This is a genomic window from Undibacterium sp. 5I1, from assembly GCF_034314085.1.
Classification (GTDB): Bacteria; Pseudomonadota; Gammaproteobacteria; order Burkholderiales; family Burkholderiaceae_D; genus Undibacterium.
In genome coordinates, this window is sequence record NZ_JAVIWI010000001.1 from 1808576 (window position 1) to 1826146 (window position 17571).

17 protein-coding genes are annotated in these 17571 nt (G+C 48.2%); 6 read left to right on the top strand and 11 right to left on the bottom strand.

Annotated elements, in window-relative coordinates:
- Positions 1–208 precede the first annotated feature (208 nt).
- On the bottom strand, positions 209–1627 hold the full coding sequence (locus tag RGU72_RS08015; protein ID WP_322119230.1) for an ABC transporter permease: 1419 nt from the start codon (positions 1625–1627) through the stop codon (positions 209–211).
- Between the two features lie 114 nt (positions 1628–1741).
- Positions 1742–2689: an ABC transporter ATP-binding protein gene (locus RGU72_RS08020; RefSeq protein ID WP_322119231.1), complete on the bottom strand. Its 948-nt coding sequence runs from the start codon at positions 2687–2689 to the stop codon at positions 1742–1744.
- A gap of 200 nt (positions 2690–2889) precedes the next feature.
- Here RGU72_RS08020 and RGU72_RS08025 point away from each other — a divergent pair, with 200 nt between their 5' ends.
- Positions 2890–3300, top strand: a complete 411-nt coding sequence (locus RGU72_RS08025) for a hypothetical protein (protein ID WP_322119232.1) — start codon at positions 2890–2892, stop codon at positions 3298–3300.
- Between the two features lie 113 nt (positions 3301–3413).
- Here the strand turns inward: RGU72_RS08025 and purF are convergent, their stop codons facing one another.
- The 8 genes from purF to RGU72_RS08065 all read right to left on the bottom strand — a co-directional run bounded on the left by purF (position 3414) and on the right by RGU72_RS08065 (position 12162).
- Complete coding sequence (gene purF / locus RGU72_RS08030) at positions 3414–4934, bottom strand: amidophosphoribosyltransferase (RefSeq protein ID WP_322119233.1); 1521 nt, start codon at positions 4932–4934, stop codon at positions 3414–3416.
- A gap of 28 nt (positions 4935–4962) precedes the next feature.
- Positions 4963–5451 carry a CvpA family protein gene (locus RGU72_RS08035; protein WP_322119234.1) on the bottom strand — a complete coding sequence of 163 codons (489 nt, stop codon included), beginning with the start codon at positions 5449–5451 and terminating at the stop codon, positions 4963–4965.
- 33 nt (positions 5452–5484) lie between these two features.
- Positions 5485–6513 carry an SPOR domain-containing protein gene (locus RGU72_RS08040; RefSeq protein ID WP_322119235.1) on the bottom strand — a complete coding sequence of 343 codons (1029 nt, stop codon included), beginning with the start codon at positions 6511–6513 and terminating at the stop codon, positions 5485–5487.
- A gap of 163 nt (positions 6514–6676) precedes the next feature.
- Positions 6677–7972: a bifunctional tetrahydrofolate synthase/dihydrofolate synthase gene (gene folC / locus RGU72_RS08045; protein WP_322119236.1), complete on the bottom strand. Its 1296-nt coding sequence runs from the start codon at positions 7970–7972 to the stop codon at positions 6677–6679.
- Between the two features lie 107 nt (positions 7973–8079).
- The gene (accD, locus tag RGU72_RS08050; RefSeq protein WP_322119237.1) at positions 8080–8952 is read right to left on the bottom strand and encodes an acetyl-CoA carboxylase, carboxyltransferase subunit beta; all 873 of its coding nucleotides are present in this window, start codon (positions 8950–8952) and stop codon (positions 8080–8082) included.
- A 112-nt stretch (positions 8953–9064) separates the two neighbouring features.
- Complete coding sequence (trpA, locus tag RGU72_RS08055) at positions 9065–9862, bottom strand: tryptophan synthase subunit alpha (protein ID WP_322119238.1); 798 nt, start codon at positions 9860–9862, stop codon at positions 9065–9067.
- A 291-nt stretch (positions 9863–10153) separates the two neighbouring features.
- Positions 10154–11365: a tryptophan synthase subunit beta gene (trpB, locus tag RGU72_RS08060; RefSeq protein ID WP_322121587.1), complete on the bottom strand. Its 1212-nt coding sequence runs from the start codon at positions 11363–11365 to the stop codon at positions 10154–10156.
- Between the two features lie 122 nt (positions 11366–11487).
- The gene (locus tag RGU72_RS08065; RefSeq protein WP_322119239.1) at positions 11488–12162 is read right to left on the bottom strand and encodes a phosphoribosylanthranilate isomerase; all 675 of its coding nucleotides are present in this window, start codon (positions 12160–12162) and stop codon (positions 11488–11490) included.
- A gap of 84 nt (positions 12163–12246) precedes the next feature.
- On the opposite strand from RGU72_RS08065, the gene RGU72_RS08070 reads away from it, so the two are divergent.
- Positions 12247–13065 (top strand): WecB/TagA/CpsF family glycosyltransferase, encoded by an 819-nt coding sequence (locus RGU72_RS08070; RefSeq protein WP_322119240.1) that lies wholly within the window; start codon positions 12247–12249, stop codon positions 13063–13065.
- 87 nt (positions 13066–13152) lie between these two features.
- Here RGU72_RS08070 and RGU72_RS08075 read toward each other — a convergent pair whose 3' ends face one another.
- A complete protein-coding gene (locus tag RGU72_RS08075) occupies positions 13153–14142 on the bottom strand; it encodes an integron integrase (RefSeq protein ID WP_322119241.1) in 990 nt (329 codons plus the stop codon).
- A 139-nt stretch (positions 14143–14281) separates the two neighbouring features.
- Here RGU72_RS08075 and RGU72_RS08080 point away from each other — a divergent pair, with 139 nt between their 5' ends.
- The 4 genes from RGU72_RS08080 to istB all read left to right on the top strand — a co-directional run bounded on the left by RGU72_RS08080 (position 14282) and on the right by istB (position 17459).
- Positions 14282–14698 (top strand): hypothetical protein, encoded by a 417-nt coding sequence (locus RGU72_RS08080; RefSeq protein WP_322119242.1) that lies wholly within the window; start codon positions 14282–14284, stop codon positions 14696–14698.
- A gap of 108 nt (positions 14699–14806) precedes the next feature.
- Complete coding sequence (locus RGU72_RS08085; RefSeq protein ID WP_322119243.1) at positions 14807–15061, top strand: hypothetical protein; 255 nt, start codon at positions 14807–14809, stop codon at positions 15059–15061.
- Between the two features lie 141 nt (positions 15062–15202).
- Positions 15203–16702: an IS21 family transposase gene (gene istA / locus RGU72_RS08090; RefSeq protein ID WP_322118372.1), complete on the top strand. Its 1500-nt coding sequence runs from the start codon at positions 15203–15205 to the stop codon at positions 16700–16702.
- Positions 16692–17459 (top strand): IS21-like element helper ATPase IstB, encoded by a 768-nt coding sequence (gene istB / locus RGU72_RS08095; RefSeq protein WP_322118371.1) that lies wholly within the window; start codon positions 16692–16694, stop codon positions 17457–17459. The genes istA and istB overlap by 11 nt, the downstream gene beginning before the upstream one ends.
- Positions 17460–17571: the final 112 nt, after the last annotated feature.

The window sequence follows — 17571 nt, forward strand, 5'->3', positions numbered from 1 at the left end:
ACAACGAGATGAAGCCTTATTGAAAAACTCACCAGATCATCTGGATAAAATCGTCCTGACCAACATCAGGATTTAGCGATCAGATAAAATATACTACCAATGAGTATATTTTAATCGTCCATATAAAGTCTGAACAATTAGCCATTTTCAATAAAAATAAAGGGGAGTATATTGAATCAACATCAACTAATCAGATACCAATATAAAATTAAATGCTATTTTGCTGACGGCGAAATTGCCACAAAGCCAAGGAGCTGAACAACACCATAAATCCCAATTGCACAACAATTGGCAGAACCGCAGCTTGTAGACCGAGGCCGCGCCAGGTCATCGCATCAAAACCATCTAGCGCCCAACGCGTCGGCACAATCAGCGTCAAATTTTGTAACCATTGCGGAAACAAAAATGAAGGAATCCACGCACCGCCCAGCATCACCATAATCAGCGTAGCAAACACGGCAATACCGCGCGCTGCCTCAGGCGTCTTGCCAAAGGCGGCAATCAACAAACCAAAACTAGCTGTCATCAAAGAAAAACTCAATGCGACTCCGATAAATCCGATATAGCTACCAGCAATTTGCACCTTAAAAACTACGCCAGCAACAGCAAAAATAACCCCCGTTAAAGCAAATGCAATCAGTGCACAAGAAAAGGCTCTGGCGGCGAGCAAAGTATTTAATCCCACTGGAGCGGCCAGCAAGCGATTCCATAAGCCCAGACGGCGCGCGGCTAGCACACTGATGCCCGCGTCAATCGCCATAAAGAGGATAAATTGCACTGTCATCCCGGAAAATGAATGTGCATAGCCATTGTAATGTGCGACGACAGGATCACCTGCGACCATTGCCTGATCTTTAGTGGTAAATGGCATAGACAAACCTGCTTCAGTTGCTGGTTTATCTGCGGTGTTTGGCGATGAAGCAGCGGAGTCAGATACCACACTTGCAGCAGCAACCGTGCCGGTGTTTTTATCTCTGTTCTTATCACTATTTACATCTGTGGTTGCGGTGGTTGCGGTGGTCGCAGCTGACCGGGTTTTGCTCTGAAATTTTTTCACACTACCTAAAAACTCACGCAGCTCTGGCTGACCGGCAGCCCGTTCTGGATCAGCATCTAGCTCTGTAATACTTTTATCTACCAGCGACAAACCCGATGCACCGCCAAACATTTCGGCACTGACATGCTGCATGACTTGCTGCGTCAACATCCCTTTGACCATTGCCAGAACAGCCGCTTGTGAAGGATCATAAAAAATCGGCAGTTCCGGTTTTTTACCAGCCCCAAATAAAGCAGCGCCTGCGGATTGACCAAAGCCAGCGGGGATCACGATCGCCACATTTAATTTACCTTTACGTACCAGGTCCTGAGCTGGCTCTAAAGCAAGCTCAGTCACTTGCAAATTCGGTTCGGTAATCAAACCTTGAGCAATCTTCTGGCTAATAGGATGATTGTCCTGCATCACCAGCGCGATCTGGATTTTGGCGGTTTCTTTATCGGAATTTCCGCCAGTGACAAAACCAAAAAATGCGCCCAGCACAATCGGCATCACTAAGGTCAACAACATCGCACGACGATCAGACAAAAACAGAATCAGATCTTTGCGAATAAGGGCAATCAGAGCAGTCATGTTAGTTCTTTCAGAGCTTAGAGTATGTGCAGATCAACAAGCTTTAATTGCAAGCGGCTTGGCTTAGTGATGTACTTAGTGATGTAAATTTGTGACTTAACTGAGTGAACGCAATTAGTCGCGCAAACTACGGCCTGTCAGCGTTAAAAAAATGTCTTCTAACTTCGTTTTAGCCGTAGCAAAATGCAAAGGCGCATAGCCTTGCGCATTCAACCAATCCAACACAGGCAAAGCAAAGCTAGGGTTGATCAAAGCAATGTCTACATGTTCGTTATCCTTTGCATGCTGAACATGGCTGACGCCTGTTTGCTGACCAAGAGCGGCCAGAGTATCTGCCGACAACGGACGATCTAAATCAACTTGCAAAGCGGCTTGTGCTGGCAAGCGCTGGAACAAAGCTTGCGGGCTTTCGTCCGCGATGACTTTGCCATGATCGATAATCACAATATGGTCTGCAAGACGCTCAACCTCCTCCATATAGTGGCTGGTATAAATCAAGGCTCTGCCCTGTTTTTTGAGGACTTCTAAGCTATCAAAAATCGCGTTCCTGCTTTGCGGATCAACGCCGACCGTCGGCTCATCCAGAATTAATAATTGCGGGTCATGCAGTAATGCTGCAGCGATATTCAAACGACGTTTCATACCACCGGAGAAGGTAGAGCACTTATCGCTAGCTCTATCTTTTAAATTGACTAAATCCAGCACGATGTCGCAGCGAGATTTAAGAGCACTGCCAGACAAGCCGTACAAGGCACCAAATAATTTGAGATTTTCTAGCGCCGACAAATCATCATATAAAGCCAGGTCTTGTGGCACCAGACCAATCTTATGCTTGACCGCATTATTGCCAGCACCAACCAATTGCCCATCCACCCTGACCTCGCCCTGATCCGACTTAAGCAAGCCACAAATCATGCTAACCGTGGTTGATTTTCCAGCGCCATTTGGGCCAAGTAAGCCCAAGGTCTGTCCGTGCTGCAAAGAGAAGGAAACTGTATCAACAACCTTACGTTGACCAAAAGACTTACTGAGGTTTTTGACCTCTAACAATAATGGATGCATGGTGTTTGCCCGCTTAATTAACTGCAAATTTAACTGCCAACTTAACTGCAAATAAGACGTGAGACTATACCTGACCAATAGTTAAATTTACTTGATTTAACTATAACTCATCCGTTGTAGCAACTGATGTGCCGATCAGTATTATCACGCTCAAGTACAGACCTGTTAAGATTCTTGCCTTGATTAATTTTATAAAAATTATGAAACGCATTCACTTCATTCTTGCTCTGTTGCTAACTAGCTTATTATCGGCCTATGCCTTGGCGCAGTCCAACCCATGTGCGGGCGAAACCAACGGTGGTAATAAGTCAGCAAGCACTCCATGTACACAGAGCACTCCAAAGACGACATCGGGAGCGCCAGCAATATCTCCAACAACCTCGTCAACGAACGCGATGTTGATATCTATCCAAGATGATGCACAGACAGTCGCCACAGCAATTGCAGCAAACGCCCCACCTGAACCACGTAAAGTTACCGTACGAGACAACATTTATTTTAATGCAATATTCTGGCTGCTGGCAACCCTGGCACCCTTAGGTGCCCTGATGATGATCGTGCTGAATCTGATGGAGTATCGTCAAAGACGTGCGGATGAAATTGAACAGTGAGCGAACTAGATTTAACTTGGTTTTAACTGAGATTTCCGGTCAGCCGTACCAAATATAAAAAAGCCCGACACCATCATGATGTCGGGCTTTTTTTATATATTAACGCTAAAAAATTAATCTGCGCGTTCAGCTAAATTCAAATTTAACTGAGAACGCATTACATCCTCGGTATCTGGACGTGGATTATTTCGCGCTGTTTCTAAGCGATTGAGATAGGCTGGACTGACGTCACCGGTAACATAATATCCATCAAAGCAAGATGCCTCGATGTTGCGCAAGTAAGGATTAACGTCAGAGATAGAACGCTTCATAGCGGCTACGTCTTGGTACACCAGGGCATCTGCGGTAATTTCACGACAGACCTCATCTTCGCTACGACCGTAGGCGATTAACTCACTGCGGGTCGGCATGTCGATTCCGTACACGTTTGGGAATTTTACTGGTGGTGCCGCAGAAGCAAAAATCACCCGCTTGGCACCGGACTCGCGTGCCATCTGGACAATCTCGCGGCTGGTGGTACCACGGACGATAGAATCATCGACCAGCAATACACTCTTACCAGCAAATTCCTGCTTGATCGCATTCAATTTCTGGCGCACCGACTTTCTGCGAATCGCCTGACCTGGCATCATAAAAGTACGCCCAATGTAACGATTTTTGATGAAGCCTTCGCGGTAATCCAGATTCAATTTCATCGCCAGTTCCATCGCTGATGGACGGGAAGAATCGGGAATAGGCATGACAACATCAATCTCACCATCGCGGAATTGATTGCGTACTTTGTCTGCCAGGTATTCGCCCATTTTTAAACGTGTCAGGTACACCGATGCGCCGTCGATAATGGAGTCCGGGCGGGCCAGATAGACGTATTCAAATGCGCAAGGATTGAGGGTGGGATTATCAGCGCATTGTTCGTTGTACATTTTGCCGTCGAGATCAATAAAAATCGCCTCGCCCGGCTCAACATCACGTAGGAACTTAAAACCCAAACCATCTAAAGCAACCGACTCGCTAGCGATCATGTATTCGACACCATTTTCGGTATGCGACAACCCAATACACAAAGGACGAATCCCGAACGGATCGCGAAATGCCAACAAGCCATAACCCGCGATTTGTGCAACTACCGCGTAAGAACCACGCACCCGGCGATGCAACATAGATACCGCGCGGAACATGGATTGAGGATCAAGCGAATAACCACTGGTCACTTCCTGGATCTGGTGCGCCAGAATATTGAGTAATACCTCTGAATCAGAATCGGTATTCAAATGACGCATATCATTTTTGAATAACTCAATTTTGAGTTCGTCAGCATTGGTCAAATTACCGTTATGTGCCAGCACAATACCAAAAGGCGCGTTCACATAAAACGGTTGTGCCTCTTCTTCGCTGGTTGAGCCTGCGGTTGGGTAGCGCACCTGACCGATACCGATATTGCCTGGTAAAGAACGCATATTGCGGGTACGAAATACATCTCGTACCAAGCCGTTTGCTTTATGCATTGCAAATTTATTGCCATGGCCCGTTGCAATACCAGCTGCATCCTGACCACGATGCTGTAACAACAGCAAGGCGTCATAGAGCAATTGATTGACGGGACTATTTGAAACTACACCGACGATGCCACACATGGTGGACTCCTAAAAAACAAATTAAAATCTAAAAGCTGACATGCCGCGTAATCGACGCGGGCAAAAATGGCATCACAGTTTGCGCCGACGTCACGACAATCGGACTGAGCAGCGCGTTGCGCCAGAATGGCTGTTGCGGAATCGATGTCATGCCACAAACCATCACTGCTGCAAGTACCAGAATACAGCCACGCGCCAAGCCAAACAAACCGCCTAAACCACGATCAGCCAGGCTCAGACCACTGGCTTTCAGCACGGCGTCTACCGCCATCATTAATAAGGACATTAGCAAACGTACACCAATAAACAAGGCAATAAATGCCACGATTAAACGCAACATCTGCCCGGGGAACAGATCTGGCAAATAGCCAGCAACGCTTGCACTAAACGTATTGGCAACGACAAATGCCACTACCCAACTGACCAGTGACAACATCTCTTTCACCAGGCCGCGCATGGTGCTGATAACGATGGAGCAAATCAGTATAAACAGCACCAGGTAATCAAATAAGGTCACAGCACATTCCTGCTACCATCAATATGGGGTTCATCAGTTAGGAATCAACTTAGGGCTTAATCCAAGCTTGACCAGATTCGCAGTAGCCTTATCCGCTTCTTCCTTGCTTTCAAACGGACCTACGCGTATGCGCGTCACTGATTTGTCGCCATTAGGTGAAGTCGCTACTTTTTGTGTGTACGATTTAATCCCCGCAGCCTTCAACTTGTCTTGTACTTCGCTGATTTTTTCTGGGGTAGAAAAGGCACCTGCCTGAACCACGTATCCGCTATGTTCTTTGGTTTGAACTTCTGCTTTTACCGCAGGTTTAACAGTTTTTCCTTCGAGTATTGCTAAAGCACGCGCAGCATCATCATTTTGTTCAGAGGATTTTACCGGTGGTTTTATGACTGGTATTTTTGCCTCAACTTTAGTTTCTGGCTTAGTGTCGGCTTTAGTATCAGACTTCGTATCTATTTTTATTTCAGCTCTAGCTGATTTGGTTTCCGGCTTTAATTCTGGCCTGGATGCAGGCTTGGCGTCTGTGAACACTTTCGGGTCGGACTTTGATTCAGGCTTGACCTCTGGTTTCGCAGACACTTTACTATCTGCAAGCGTAACCGCAGGCAAGGCAGCAACATCTTTGCTTGAAGCTTTAACTTGCGGCTTTTGTTGCGTCTGGGGCGGATCGATAATTTCTTCCAGCGGTTCATCTGGTTTTTCGGCTGGCTTGCCGGCTACTTTTGGTACTGCTACCTGCTCGCTCGCTGGCAATTTATCTTTAGATGGAATCTGGATCGCAATATCGTCAGCCAATGGCTTAGGCTCTGAATCCAGAATCATAGGCAAGCCAATCACAGCGGCTAATACCAAAGCGATGGCACCAATCAAGCGGCGGCGGGCACGTTTTTTTTCTGGCAATATAGGATCCGCAACTTTGCTTTTACGCGCATTATCTGAACGATCAGCGCGTTTGCTGCCACGTACGGGCTTGGTGTCGTCCTCTGCACGAGAACGGTATTCGCCATTATCCTGATCGGATGTTGTTTCTTGCTTTTGTTTAAAACGTGATAGCAAGCTCATGTGCAAGTATCTAAGTGATTCGTGATCAAAAAGGAACTTCTAAAAATTCTATAATCGAGCTCATCTCGTTGTTGCAAAGCTTCGCAATACCAGCGTGTTGCTACGTTTTGCGCCTAGTGCCGCATTTCGATTAAAGGTTTTTAGAAGTTCTCCCAAAAGATCACTAGTGGTTATTCTGCTTCCGCGCCTTCATCACACCCGCTACCGTGAGAAAAGAACCGAAGACCGCTATTCTATCATTTTCCCCTGCCTTACCGAGCGCAAAGGCATAGGCATCCTCTGGACTTGTGAAAGTTTGGACACTATGTTCCGCATCTTGCAAGGCACCTGCTGCCAATAATCGTTCCTTTAAATGGTCAGCGCTGGCAGCGCGTGGCAAAGGCAAATCGGTGACGCACCAGTGATCAATCTTGCCTTTGATCTGCGCAATGACGCCATCAATATCCTTATCCAGCATTGATCCAAACACGGCATAGGTATAAGCGTGAAATCCCATATTGTCGAAATTTTGCGACAGTGTAGCGGCCGCATGTGGGTTGTGCGCCACATCAAGCACGACCACCGGGCGACCGGGCATCACCTGGAAACGCCCCGGCAAATCGACCATTACCAACCCATTACGCACTTCTTGTGCTCCTACGGGCAAGCGATTTCTTAACGCTTCCAACGCGGCTAACACAGCGGCTGCATTCAGCAACTGATTCGCGCCGCGCAAACTCGGATAACCGAGCGAATTGCGACGTTGCACACGACCACCAAAATTCCACTGTTGCTTATCGCCGGAATAATTGAAATCTCGACCAAACAACCACAGATCGGCACCAATCTTGGTCGCATGCTCAATCAAAGATTGTGGCGGCACAGGATCGCCGCAAATGGCAGTTCTGCCGGTACGGAAAATACCGGCTTTCTCGAACCCAATTTTTTCGCGGGTATCCCCCAGATAATCCACATGATCAATATCGACGCTGGTGACTATCGAGACATCGGCATCAATCACATTGACCGCATCCAGACGACCACCCAGGCCAACTTCCAGAATCACGGCGTCTAATTTAGCATCAGCCAGTAATTTACAAATCGCCAGCGTAGTAAATTCAAAATAAGTTAGTGAGATCGCTGGCTCCATCAGCCTTGCTACTTCTACCTCGGCAAACACATCAACAAACACCTGATCTTTGACTGACTCACCGTGGATACGGGCGCGCTCGTTAAAATCTAAAAAATGCGGCTTACTGTATAAACCGACACGATATCCAGCTTGCAATAAAATCGACTCCAGCATGGCGCAGGTAGACCCTTTGCCATTGGTACCACCAACGACGACGACTGGGCATTCGTAGCGGATATCCAAGCGCTCCTTCACCGCGGCGACACGATCCAGACCCATGTCGATTTCTTTGGAGTGACGAGTTTCTAGCAATGCCAGCCAATCCAGCAGATTGTCAGGCGTCGTCATAGAAGTAGAAGAATTAAGCGAATTGGTCATAAGATAAAAAAAGCCCGACAGAATCGGGCTCGTATTTAGATTTCTTTGAAATTTCAGTATGAAAAATAGACAAAAATTTACGAGACCGCTTCTGCAGACTGGTTCTGCAACAAAGCCAGCAAACGAGCGATTTCTTCGCGCATTTTGCGACGGTCAACAATCATGTCAATCGCGCCCTTTTGCAATAAGAATTCTGAACGCTGGAAGCCTTCTGGCAATTTTTCGCGAACGGTATTTTCGATCACGCGCGGACCTGCAAAGCCAATCAACGCCTTAGGTTCAGCGATCACAACGTCACCCATAAAAGCGAACGAGGCAGATACACCGCCAGTAGTCGGATCAGTCAGCACTGAGATAAACGGCAATTTCTTTTCCGACAATTTCGTCAACATCATCGTGGTTTTTGCCATTTGCATGAGGGACAAGACACCTTCTTGCATACGAGCACCGCCACTAGCAGTAATACAAATGAACGGAACTTTTTGATCCAGTGCCGCTTGTGCGCCGCGCACAAAACGCTCACCCAATACGGAACCCATGGTCCCGGCCATAAAGTCGAATACAAAGCAGGACACAACAACGGGAACGGTCATGATAGAACCACCCATGACGATCATAGAATCTGTCTCGCCAGTCGACTCTAAGGCATCTTTTAGGCGATCGGTGTATTTTTTACTGTCTTTGAATTTCAGGGTATCAATCGGCAAGACTTCCTGACCGATTTCATACCGTCCGCCAGCGTCGAGCAAAGCGTCAAGGCGTTCGCGTGCGCCAATACGCATATGGTGGCTGCATTTTGGGCAAACATGGATATTTGCTTCCAGATCGGAGCGATACAGTACGGCTTCGCAGGAAGGGCATTTGACCCACAGCCCTTCGGGCATGGATTTGCGGTGCGCAGATTCTGAGCGCTGAATGCGCGGTGGTAGTAATTTTTCTAGCCAACTCATAATTTCTCCTGAATTCGGCTTGCGATCACATAGATAACCATGTAGACATCGCAAGCATCATGTTCATTCTGGTGGAATAAACGCGGGGGACAAACAATCGTCAGCGCGTATTTTACTCGTCCAACGCCTGTCTGACACCAGAAATAAAGCTTTTTACTGCCGCGACAGCATTTTCACGCGGCGTCGTTTCTAGCTCTTGAATAATCCGAGAGCCTATCACAACCGCGTCGGAAACGGACGCAATTGCTCTTGCCGTTGCACCGTCACGTATGCCAAAACCCACGCCCACAGGGACTTTGACGTGTTTTTTGATACGTGGAATCATGGCGGCGACAGCGTCTAAATCCAAGCTTCCCGACCCGGTTACGCCTTTGAGCGAGACATAATAAACATAACCAGTGGCAATTTTACCAACCTGAGCGATGCGCTCATCGGTCGAAGTCGGTGCCAGCAAGAAAATAGTATCCATGCCATTTTGCTGCATCTTGTTGGCAAAATCCTCACATTCCTCTGGCGGATAGTCTACGACCAAAACGCCGTCCACCCCAACTTCTGTTGCCGAGGCAATAAAGGCGTCTATGCCCATACGTTCAATCGGATTGGCATATCCCATCAGCACAACTGGCGTGGTTTGATTGCTCAATCGAAATTCGCGGACGAATTGTAATACATCACGCAATCCAACTCCATGCAACAGTGCCCGCTCGGAAGCGCGCTGTATCACCGGGCCATCCGCCATCGGATCAGAAAACGGCACGCCGAGTTCGATAATATCCGCACCGCCCTCAACCAGGGCATGCATCAGCGGCACCGTCAGTGCAGGATCGGGGTCGCCTGCGGTGATAAAGGGGATCAAGCCTTTTTTGTTATTGGCAGCGAGCGCTGCTAAGGTCGTTTGTATTCTTGGCATGGTATTTTTCCTGCTAATTTATAGTATGAATAGGTAGCATGAGGGGCAACTAAGGGGCAACTAAGGTGCAGCCTAAAGTACTGCCTGAGCGTGTAACGAAAGCATTCGCACACTACACTTGCACTGATCAAATCAATATACTCCACCTAGGTATTTATTAGTTGTCCAGAGATTATCTGGACAATAAGCCGATTTATCAAATATTTTAGGGGAGTATATTAAAATCTAGAGCAAACCCTGATAACTCAGGTGCGCTCTGGATGTAACATAACTGAACTTTTAATCAGGCTGTTAATAGAACTTAAGGCCAGCCTTTTCGGCCACGGTATGCATGTCCTTATCGCCACGACCAGACAAGTTGACCAAAATGATTTTGTCTTTAGGTAAAGTCGCCGCAAGTTTGGCCGCGTAAGCGAGCGCGTGGCTTGATTCCAAGGCTGGGATAATGCCTTCGATTCGGCAGCAATCATGGAAGGCTTTCAATGCCTCGACGTCAGTAATCGTGACGTATTGGGCACGCCCCATATCCTTCAACCATGCATGCTCTGGCCCCACGCCAGGGTAATCCAGACCCGCCGATACCGAGTGCGTCTCGATCACTTGGCCATTCGCGTCTTGCAGCAGATACGTACGATTGCCATGTAGCACGCCCGGCGAACCCGCCGTCAGCGACGCCGAGTGCTTACCTGTTTCCATGCCCTCGCCTGCCGCCTCTACGCCGATCAATTGCACATTTTTTTGATCGATGTACGGATAGAAAATCCCGATCGCATTCGAGCCCCCGCCAACGCACGCCAGAACGGCGTCCGGCTGACGACCGGTCATTTCTGGCATCTGCCATAAGCATTCCTCACCAATCACAGACTGGAAGTCACGCACCATCATAGGATATGGGTGCGGACCAGCGACGGTACCGATGATATAAAACGTATTATCCACATTGGCAACCCAGTCGCGCATCGCCTCATTCAGCGCGTCTTTTAAGGTCTTGGAACCCGACTCAACTGGTACCACGGTCGCGCCAAGCAGCTTCATGCGGTAGACGTTTTGCGCTTGGCGCTTGACGTCTTCCGATCCCATGTAGACCACGCATTCCAGGCCAAAACGTGCACAGATTGTGGCGGTTGCCACGCCATGCTGCCCTGCACCGGTTTCAGCAATCACACGAGGCTTGCCCATGCGTCTGGCGAGCAAAGCCTGTCCGATGACATTGTTGATTTTGTGCGCGCCGGTATGGTTTAAGTCTTCGCGCTTGAAATAAATTTGCGCGCCGCCACTGATTTCGGACATGCGCTTGGCGTGGTACACCGGTGACGGACGACCGACAAAGTGATGCAGCTCATCGCGGAATTCAGCTAAAAATTTCGGATCGTTTTGATAGCGTGCATAGTTTTCTTTTAAGTCAGTCAGCGCATGGGTCAGGGTTTCTGACACAAAGGTACCGCCATATTGGCCAAAATGACCACGCGCATCAGGGAAATTGTATTCAGCCGCGTGGAAAATTGCTTGCGGATTAGATTGAGATGCAGTCTGCAAACCCGGCTGGGTTGGCGACAGAGAATTGATCGTGCTCATGATTTTACTTTCAGTGGCAATTAGCTAAGCTCATTAACATAGCTAATTAGCTAGTTTTCATTGTCTGCCAAGCGCACGGCCTCAATAAAAGCACGTACCTTGACATCATCTTTAATCCCTTTGCTTAGCTCGACACCACTACTGATATCGACCGCAAACGGACGAACCTGACGCACTGCGTCAGTCGCGTTTTGCACGCTCAAGCCACCACTTAAAACGACCCGAGGCGCGAGTTCTTTTGGGATGAGAGACCAATCAAAAACCTTTCCACTACCTCCGTACGCATCGACGAAGGTATCAAGCAATAATCCGGCAAACAAAGGACTTGCCGCACGATATTCTAATTCGCATTCTAGCAAATCAGCCGCGCTTGTGGTGAGCTTGACCCGAAAAGCTTTGATAAATGGCCGGTTTACGGCGCTGGCAAGCGCGTGACACTGCGCGGCGGTCTCATCACCGTGGAACTGCAATAACTGTAGCGGCACCACAGCCACCGTCGCCTGCAACTCCTCAATCGTCGCATTCACAAACAAACCAACCGACATCACAAATGGTGAAATCTCTTTAACCAGATTCGCAGCAATAGCGGGCGTGACATAACGCGGACTAGGCGGATAAAACACAAAGCCTAACGCATCCGCACCCGCGGCGATCACACGCCACACATCGTCTGCCTGCGTCAAGCCGCAAATTTTTATTCTGGTTTTATAGTTTTTATGAAACATGTTGATACTTTCGAATACAGAAACACCGCGATAGCTGAGATAATCAATTTTCTGACACGCTAACCTTCTTGCGAATATTACCCCATGCCCTCAGCCAACGACCATTTGCCAAGCGACCCAGCGCTACAGATCAGTAATTTATTCGGACTAGATATTCGAGCCTGTACATTTGATGAGGCAACGATACATTTGCTAGAGGTAGCCAGCCAGCGCAATCATCCCAGCCGCATCGTCGTCACGCCCAATGTCGATCACGTCGTCAAGCTAGATAGTGACCCGACGTTTAAAGCGCAATACGCCGAAGCCGACTATATTTTTGCCGACGGCATGCCAATTATCTGGGCCAGCAAAATGGCCGCAATACCGCTGCCAGAACGCGTTACCGGTGCCGATTTATTTGTCTCGCTGTGCCAAGGCGCCATACGAAAACAACTATCGATTTTTGTGATCGGCGGACAACCGGGACAAGAAGCCGCGCTGTTAGCAGCGTTTGCACAAACCTACCCCGGCTTAAAAGTCAGTATTTTTTGTCCATCAATGCAATTCTCCGCAGACGGTGAAGAAGGCACAGAAGCCATGCGCCTGGTCCAGCAAGCGCTACCCAACATCGTCTTCGTCTGCCTGGGGATGCCCAAACAAGAACGCTGGTGCTTCCGCTATCGTAAAGAATTTACCCAGAACAATGCACCTTTACTACTCTGCGTCGGCGCTGCCATGGAATTCGCCTTAGGAGAAAAAAAACGCGCCCCGCAATGGATGCAAAAAATCGGTATGGAATGGTTCTGGCGTCTTGCCAGCGAACCGCGTCGTCTGTGGCAACGCTACACGACGCAGGGGGTGAAATTTATTGGGGTGCTTCAGCGTGAACGAGAATTGCAGAGAAAAAAACACCGTTCAAAATAAACCAGAATTTTCATTTATCGCTATCAATTCGTAGAGATAGTAGCGACGTGCAACTTGATGACAATTTGTACTATCCGACAATAAAAATTACGACATAGCATCCAGCGGACTGCGCACGCCACCAGCTACTTTTAACACATGAGTGTAAATCATCGTAGTGCTGACATCAGCATGCCCAAGTAAATCTTGCACAGTACGAATATCGCAACCACTTTGCAATAGATGGGTCGCAAAACTATGCCGCAACGTATGCGGACTTGCTGGTTTATGGTTACCTGTATGCCTTAACGCTGCAGTAAAAGCACGTCGAAATGTTTGGGCAAAAAGGTGATGCCGGCGCACTACACCAGATCTTGGATCAGTCGCGAGATTTTTTTGAGGAAACACCCAAAACCACGCCAGACTATGCTCGGCTCGCGGATATTTTTTGGCCAATGCAAAAGGCATTTCAACGCCACTTTTTTGTGTATCAACGTCTATTTGCCAAAGTAACTTGCTTTGCTGTAATTGGCTCTGCAAATCACGTTGCAAACTGATTGGCAACATCACCACACGGTCTTTCCCGACTTTGGCCTCGCGAATAATAATCGCGCCTCGTTCAAATATAATATCCTTGGTTCTTAACCGCGCCGCTTCCATAACCCGCATCCCAGTGCCATAAAGTAGTTTGGCAAATAAGGCAAATTCTGGACGACTGGCATTCAAAACAGTGAATATCGCCTTCACCTCCAAAGCCGTCAACACCACCGGCAAACGTTGCGATGTTTTTGGCCGACCAATTTGCTGCATCCAAGGCAAATCAACTTGAATCACTTCTTTGTACAAAAACAAAATAGCGCTTAAAGCTTGTTTATGGGTAGATGCAGAGACTTGCCTATCGGTTGCCAGCATCGTCAAAAACGCCTCTATTTCGGGCGCCCCCATTTCCACAGGATGACGCAATCCAGACCAGCGTATAAAGAAACGTATCCAATATACATAGACCTTTTCTGTTGACAAGCTGTAATGCTTATAACGCAAGCGTTCACGTACTTGGTCGAGTAAACGCGGTTTTACAGGCGTGATGTTTTTGTCCATTTGGTTATACTGTATATTTAATCAGTATAACCAAATATAGCTCATGTCCATGAGCATTTCAAGAGATGTAGAGCAAGCTTGCTATTTTTTTCCGTCGGATATTATTGCAAAATGAAAATTAAATCACGTTAGGCCTCGTATGAAAATCACCGATGACCAAACCGCAACTCAGCCTCTGGCTGACTTTGGCGTACATGCAACGCGGCTACTTTGCTCAGGTGATTTCGACGCCTTGGCGAAGCAGTTTGGCTACTCCCTCGCCTATGAACGAGACCCAGCTGTCGCCATTCAAGAAGAGCTCACATCGAGCCTGGCGGAGATTGGTGCCACTTCACTCCACTATCCACCAACCGCATCACCCGCCGTTAGCTATTTCAAGCCAAACGACACTGGTCTCATAGCACTCGTTGAGCAATATATCCCGACCAATGGCAATGGGCATGTTTTGCTTGAACTAATCGTCAGTTCACGAAAAGAAAGCAAGTTTGTCGGGCTGGAGCAAATAAGTTCGGCCCCTACTGCGCAGCCATCAGCCGATGAGAGAATCTGCAAATGAAGCCCAAAAGTCTATCTACGCGCCGCGGCCTAACTGGTTGTTCAACAGGACGTCAACCCGCTTCGCGGCTTGCCGCCTGTTAACGCGGGCGTTAGGCATCGAGTTTAAATGAAGATTGAAGCTGCTAATGAAGCAATGGAACGCTTTGCGTCTTTGAGCGTCACACTAAATGAATTGTGCGAAATTATCGAGTCTTTCGACGATTTAGAAGAGAAGAAGAAATTTCGAAGAATAATGGGCAATATTATGGAGGCGCACTCTGATTTGATGTGGCCAATAATTCGCCAATATCCCAGTCTTGATCCAGATCGTGATACTGATTGGTACAAAGAAATGGAGCAACGAGGAAATGATAAATCATAGTCAAATACATCGTTTTAAATATCAGCCTTGTCAAACAGCGTGCAATACTTACCAGATTAGGGGTGGAAACAGCGTCCAAAAGTTTCCACCCTAGTGTGTCACCATCCGGTGTTTTAGCCGGGGGTATCTGGAGTGATTTATATGGACATCATTTACGAAATAAGAAGACGTCATTCAGTACAGAAACAATCGATTTCTGCCATTGCGAGAGAAATGGGACTCTCCCGGCCGACCGTACGCAAACATCTCAATACCGTCGAACAGCCTAAATATCAGCGGCTGCTAACGGTTTCACCCCGCCTCGATGAATATAAAGACCAGCTAACCTCCTGGTTAGAAGAAGAATCCAAACTACCCCGATCACGGCGCCGAACAGCGCAACGGCTATTTGAGGGGCTACAGGAACTAGGTTACGGCGGGGCCTACGACAGCATTCAACGATTTGTAAAACAGTGGAAATCCAGCGCACATGGTCCAAAAATCACCGAAGCGTTTATTCCGTTGGTGTTTCTGCCAGCCGATGCCTGCCAGTTTGACTGGAGCCAGGAACAGGTGGAAATCGCTGGCATCATGCAAACGATTAAAGTCGCCCATTTCCGGTTAGCCTATAGCCGCCAAATGTTTGTGGCCGCCTATCCCAGAGAAACGCAGGAAATGGTCTTTGATGCGCACATCCGTGCATTTACCTTCTTTGGCGGTGTGCCTGCCCGTCTGATTTACGATAATCTCAAGACCGTCGTCGACACCGTCTTTGTCGGTAAAGAACGTCAATTTAACCGGCGCTTTTTAACGCTGGCCAATCATTATCTGTTTGAACCAGTGGCCTGCACTCCTGCTTCTGGTTGGGAGAAAGGTCAGGTCGAGAATCAAGTTGGCAATGTACGGGAATGGCTGTTTACCCCGTTGGCCCGCTTTGCTTCCTTTGCGGATTTAAATGCGTGGCTCACAACCCGCTGCCAGGAATTAGCGCAACGTATGCACCCGACACAAAGTCAGCGCACCATTGCAGACTGTTATGCTGATGAGCAGCCTTTGCTTCGACCTGTCAGCGCGCACTTTGATGGCTATGTAGAAAAAATGATGCGTGCCTCGTCCACTTGTCTAGTGAAAGTAGACCGGAATAAGTACAGTGTGCCAGCGCGGTTTGCCGGGCAGGCGGTATCTGTTCGCACGACAGCAAATCTGGTGCGGGTCGTCGCACAGGGCGAAGTGATTGCCGCCCATGCCCGTCAATTCAGTCGTGACCAGTTGATTTGTGATCCCTGGCATTACCTGCCTGTTCTGGAGAAGAAGCCTGGCGCTTTACGGAATGGCGCACCATTCGTTGAATGGACATTACCCAGAGCGGTTGTGCAAGTACGCGACCGGATTCTGAAGCAACCGAAAGGAGACCGAGCCTTCGTAGAATTACTGATGCTTGCCGGTGAAGCAGGACTTGATGCGCTTACTGTGGCATGTGAGTTAACTCTGGAGGGCGGCGTCATCAGTGCGCCTATCGTGATGAATGAATTGCGCCGTCTCATTGCGCCGCATTTACCCGCAGCAGCGATCCACCTGCCAGACACCATTGCTTTGACGATGGAACCTCTGGCGAACTGCCACCGTTATGATTATTTGCTGGGAGCGGCCAATGTCCACTGACCACGCTACCAGTTTAAAAACACTGCAACTCTATGGGATGGCTTTGGCATGGAGTGAGCTGCAGGCAGAAAAGCCCAGGCAAGCACATCGACCTGAAAGCTGGATGGAGCGGTTAATCCATGCAGAACAAACCGATAGGCAACTCAAGAGCTTACGCTATCAACTCAAAACAGCACGCTTCCCGATTCACCGTGACTTAACTGGCATTAACTGGGCAGAGACTCCCTTATCGCAAACAGTGGTTGAGCAATTGGCGACCGCAGGATTTATGGAAACAGCGCACAACCTAATTCTGGTGGGTGGTACTGGCACCGGCAAGTCGCATTTGGCCACTGCCATCGGTGTCGCGGCAATCCATCATGGCAAGCGGGTGCGTTTCTTTAATGCGGTCGATCTGGTCAACCAGTTGGAACGAGAGAAGAGTCAGGGAAAGGTCGGCAATCTGGCGAAACAGCTCTGCCTGATGGACGCTGTCATTTTAGATGAGCTGGGATATTTGCCGTTTCCCGCTTCTGGAGGTGCATTGCTGTTCCATCTGATCAGCCATCTCTATGAAAAAACCTCGCTCATCATTACGACCAATTTGTCATTCGGCGAATGGGTACAGGTCTTTGGTGATGCAAAAATGACTACCGCTTTGCTTGACCGTGTTACGCACCATTGCGACATCTTGGAAACCGGGAACGATTCTTACCGATTTAAGCACAGCAAAAATCGTTCTGAACAAGCCGATAAAGTGGAAAAATTTGGACGCTGACAGGTGGTAAATATTGAACGCTGTTTGACAATATCATTCATAAAATCAGAAAATCACTGTCTACGTACGAAAGTATAAAAACAAAAAACCGCACGATCTGCATCATGCGGTT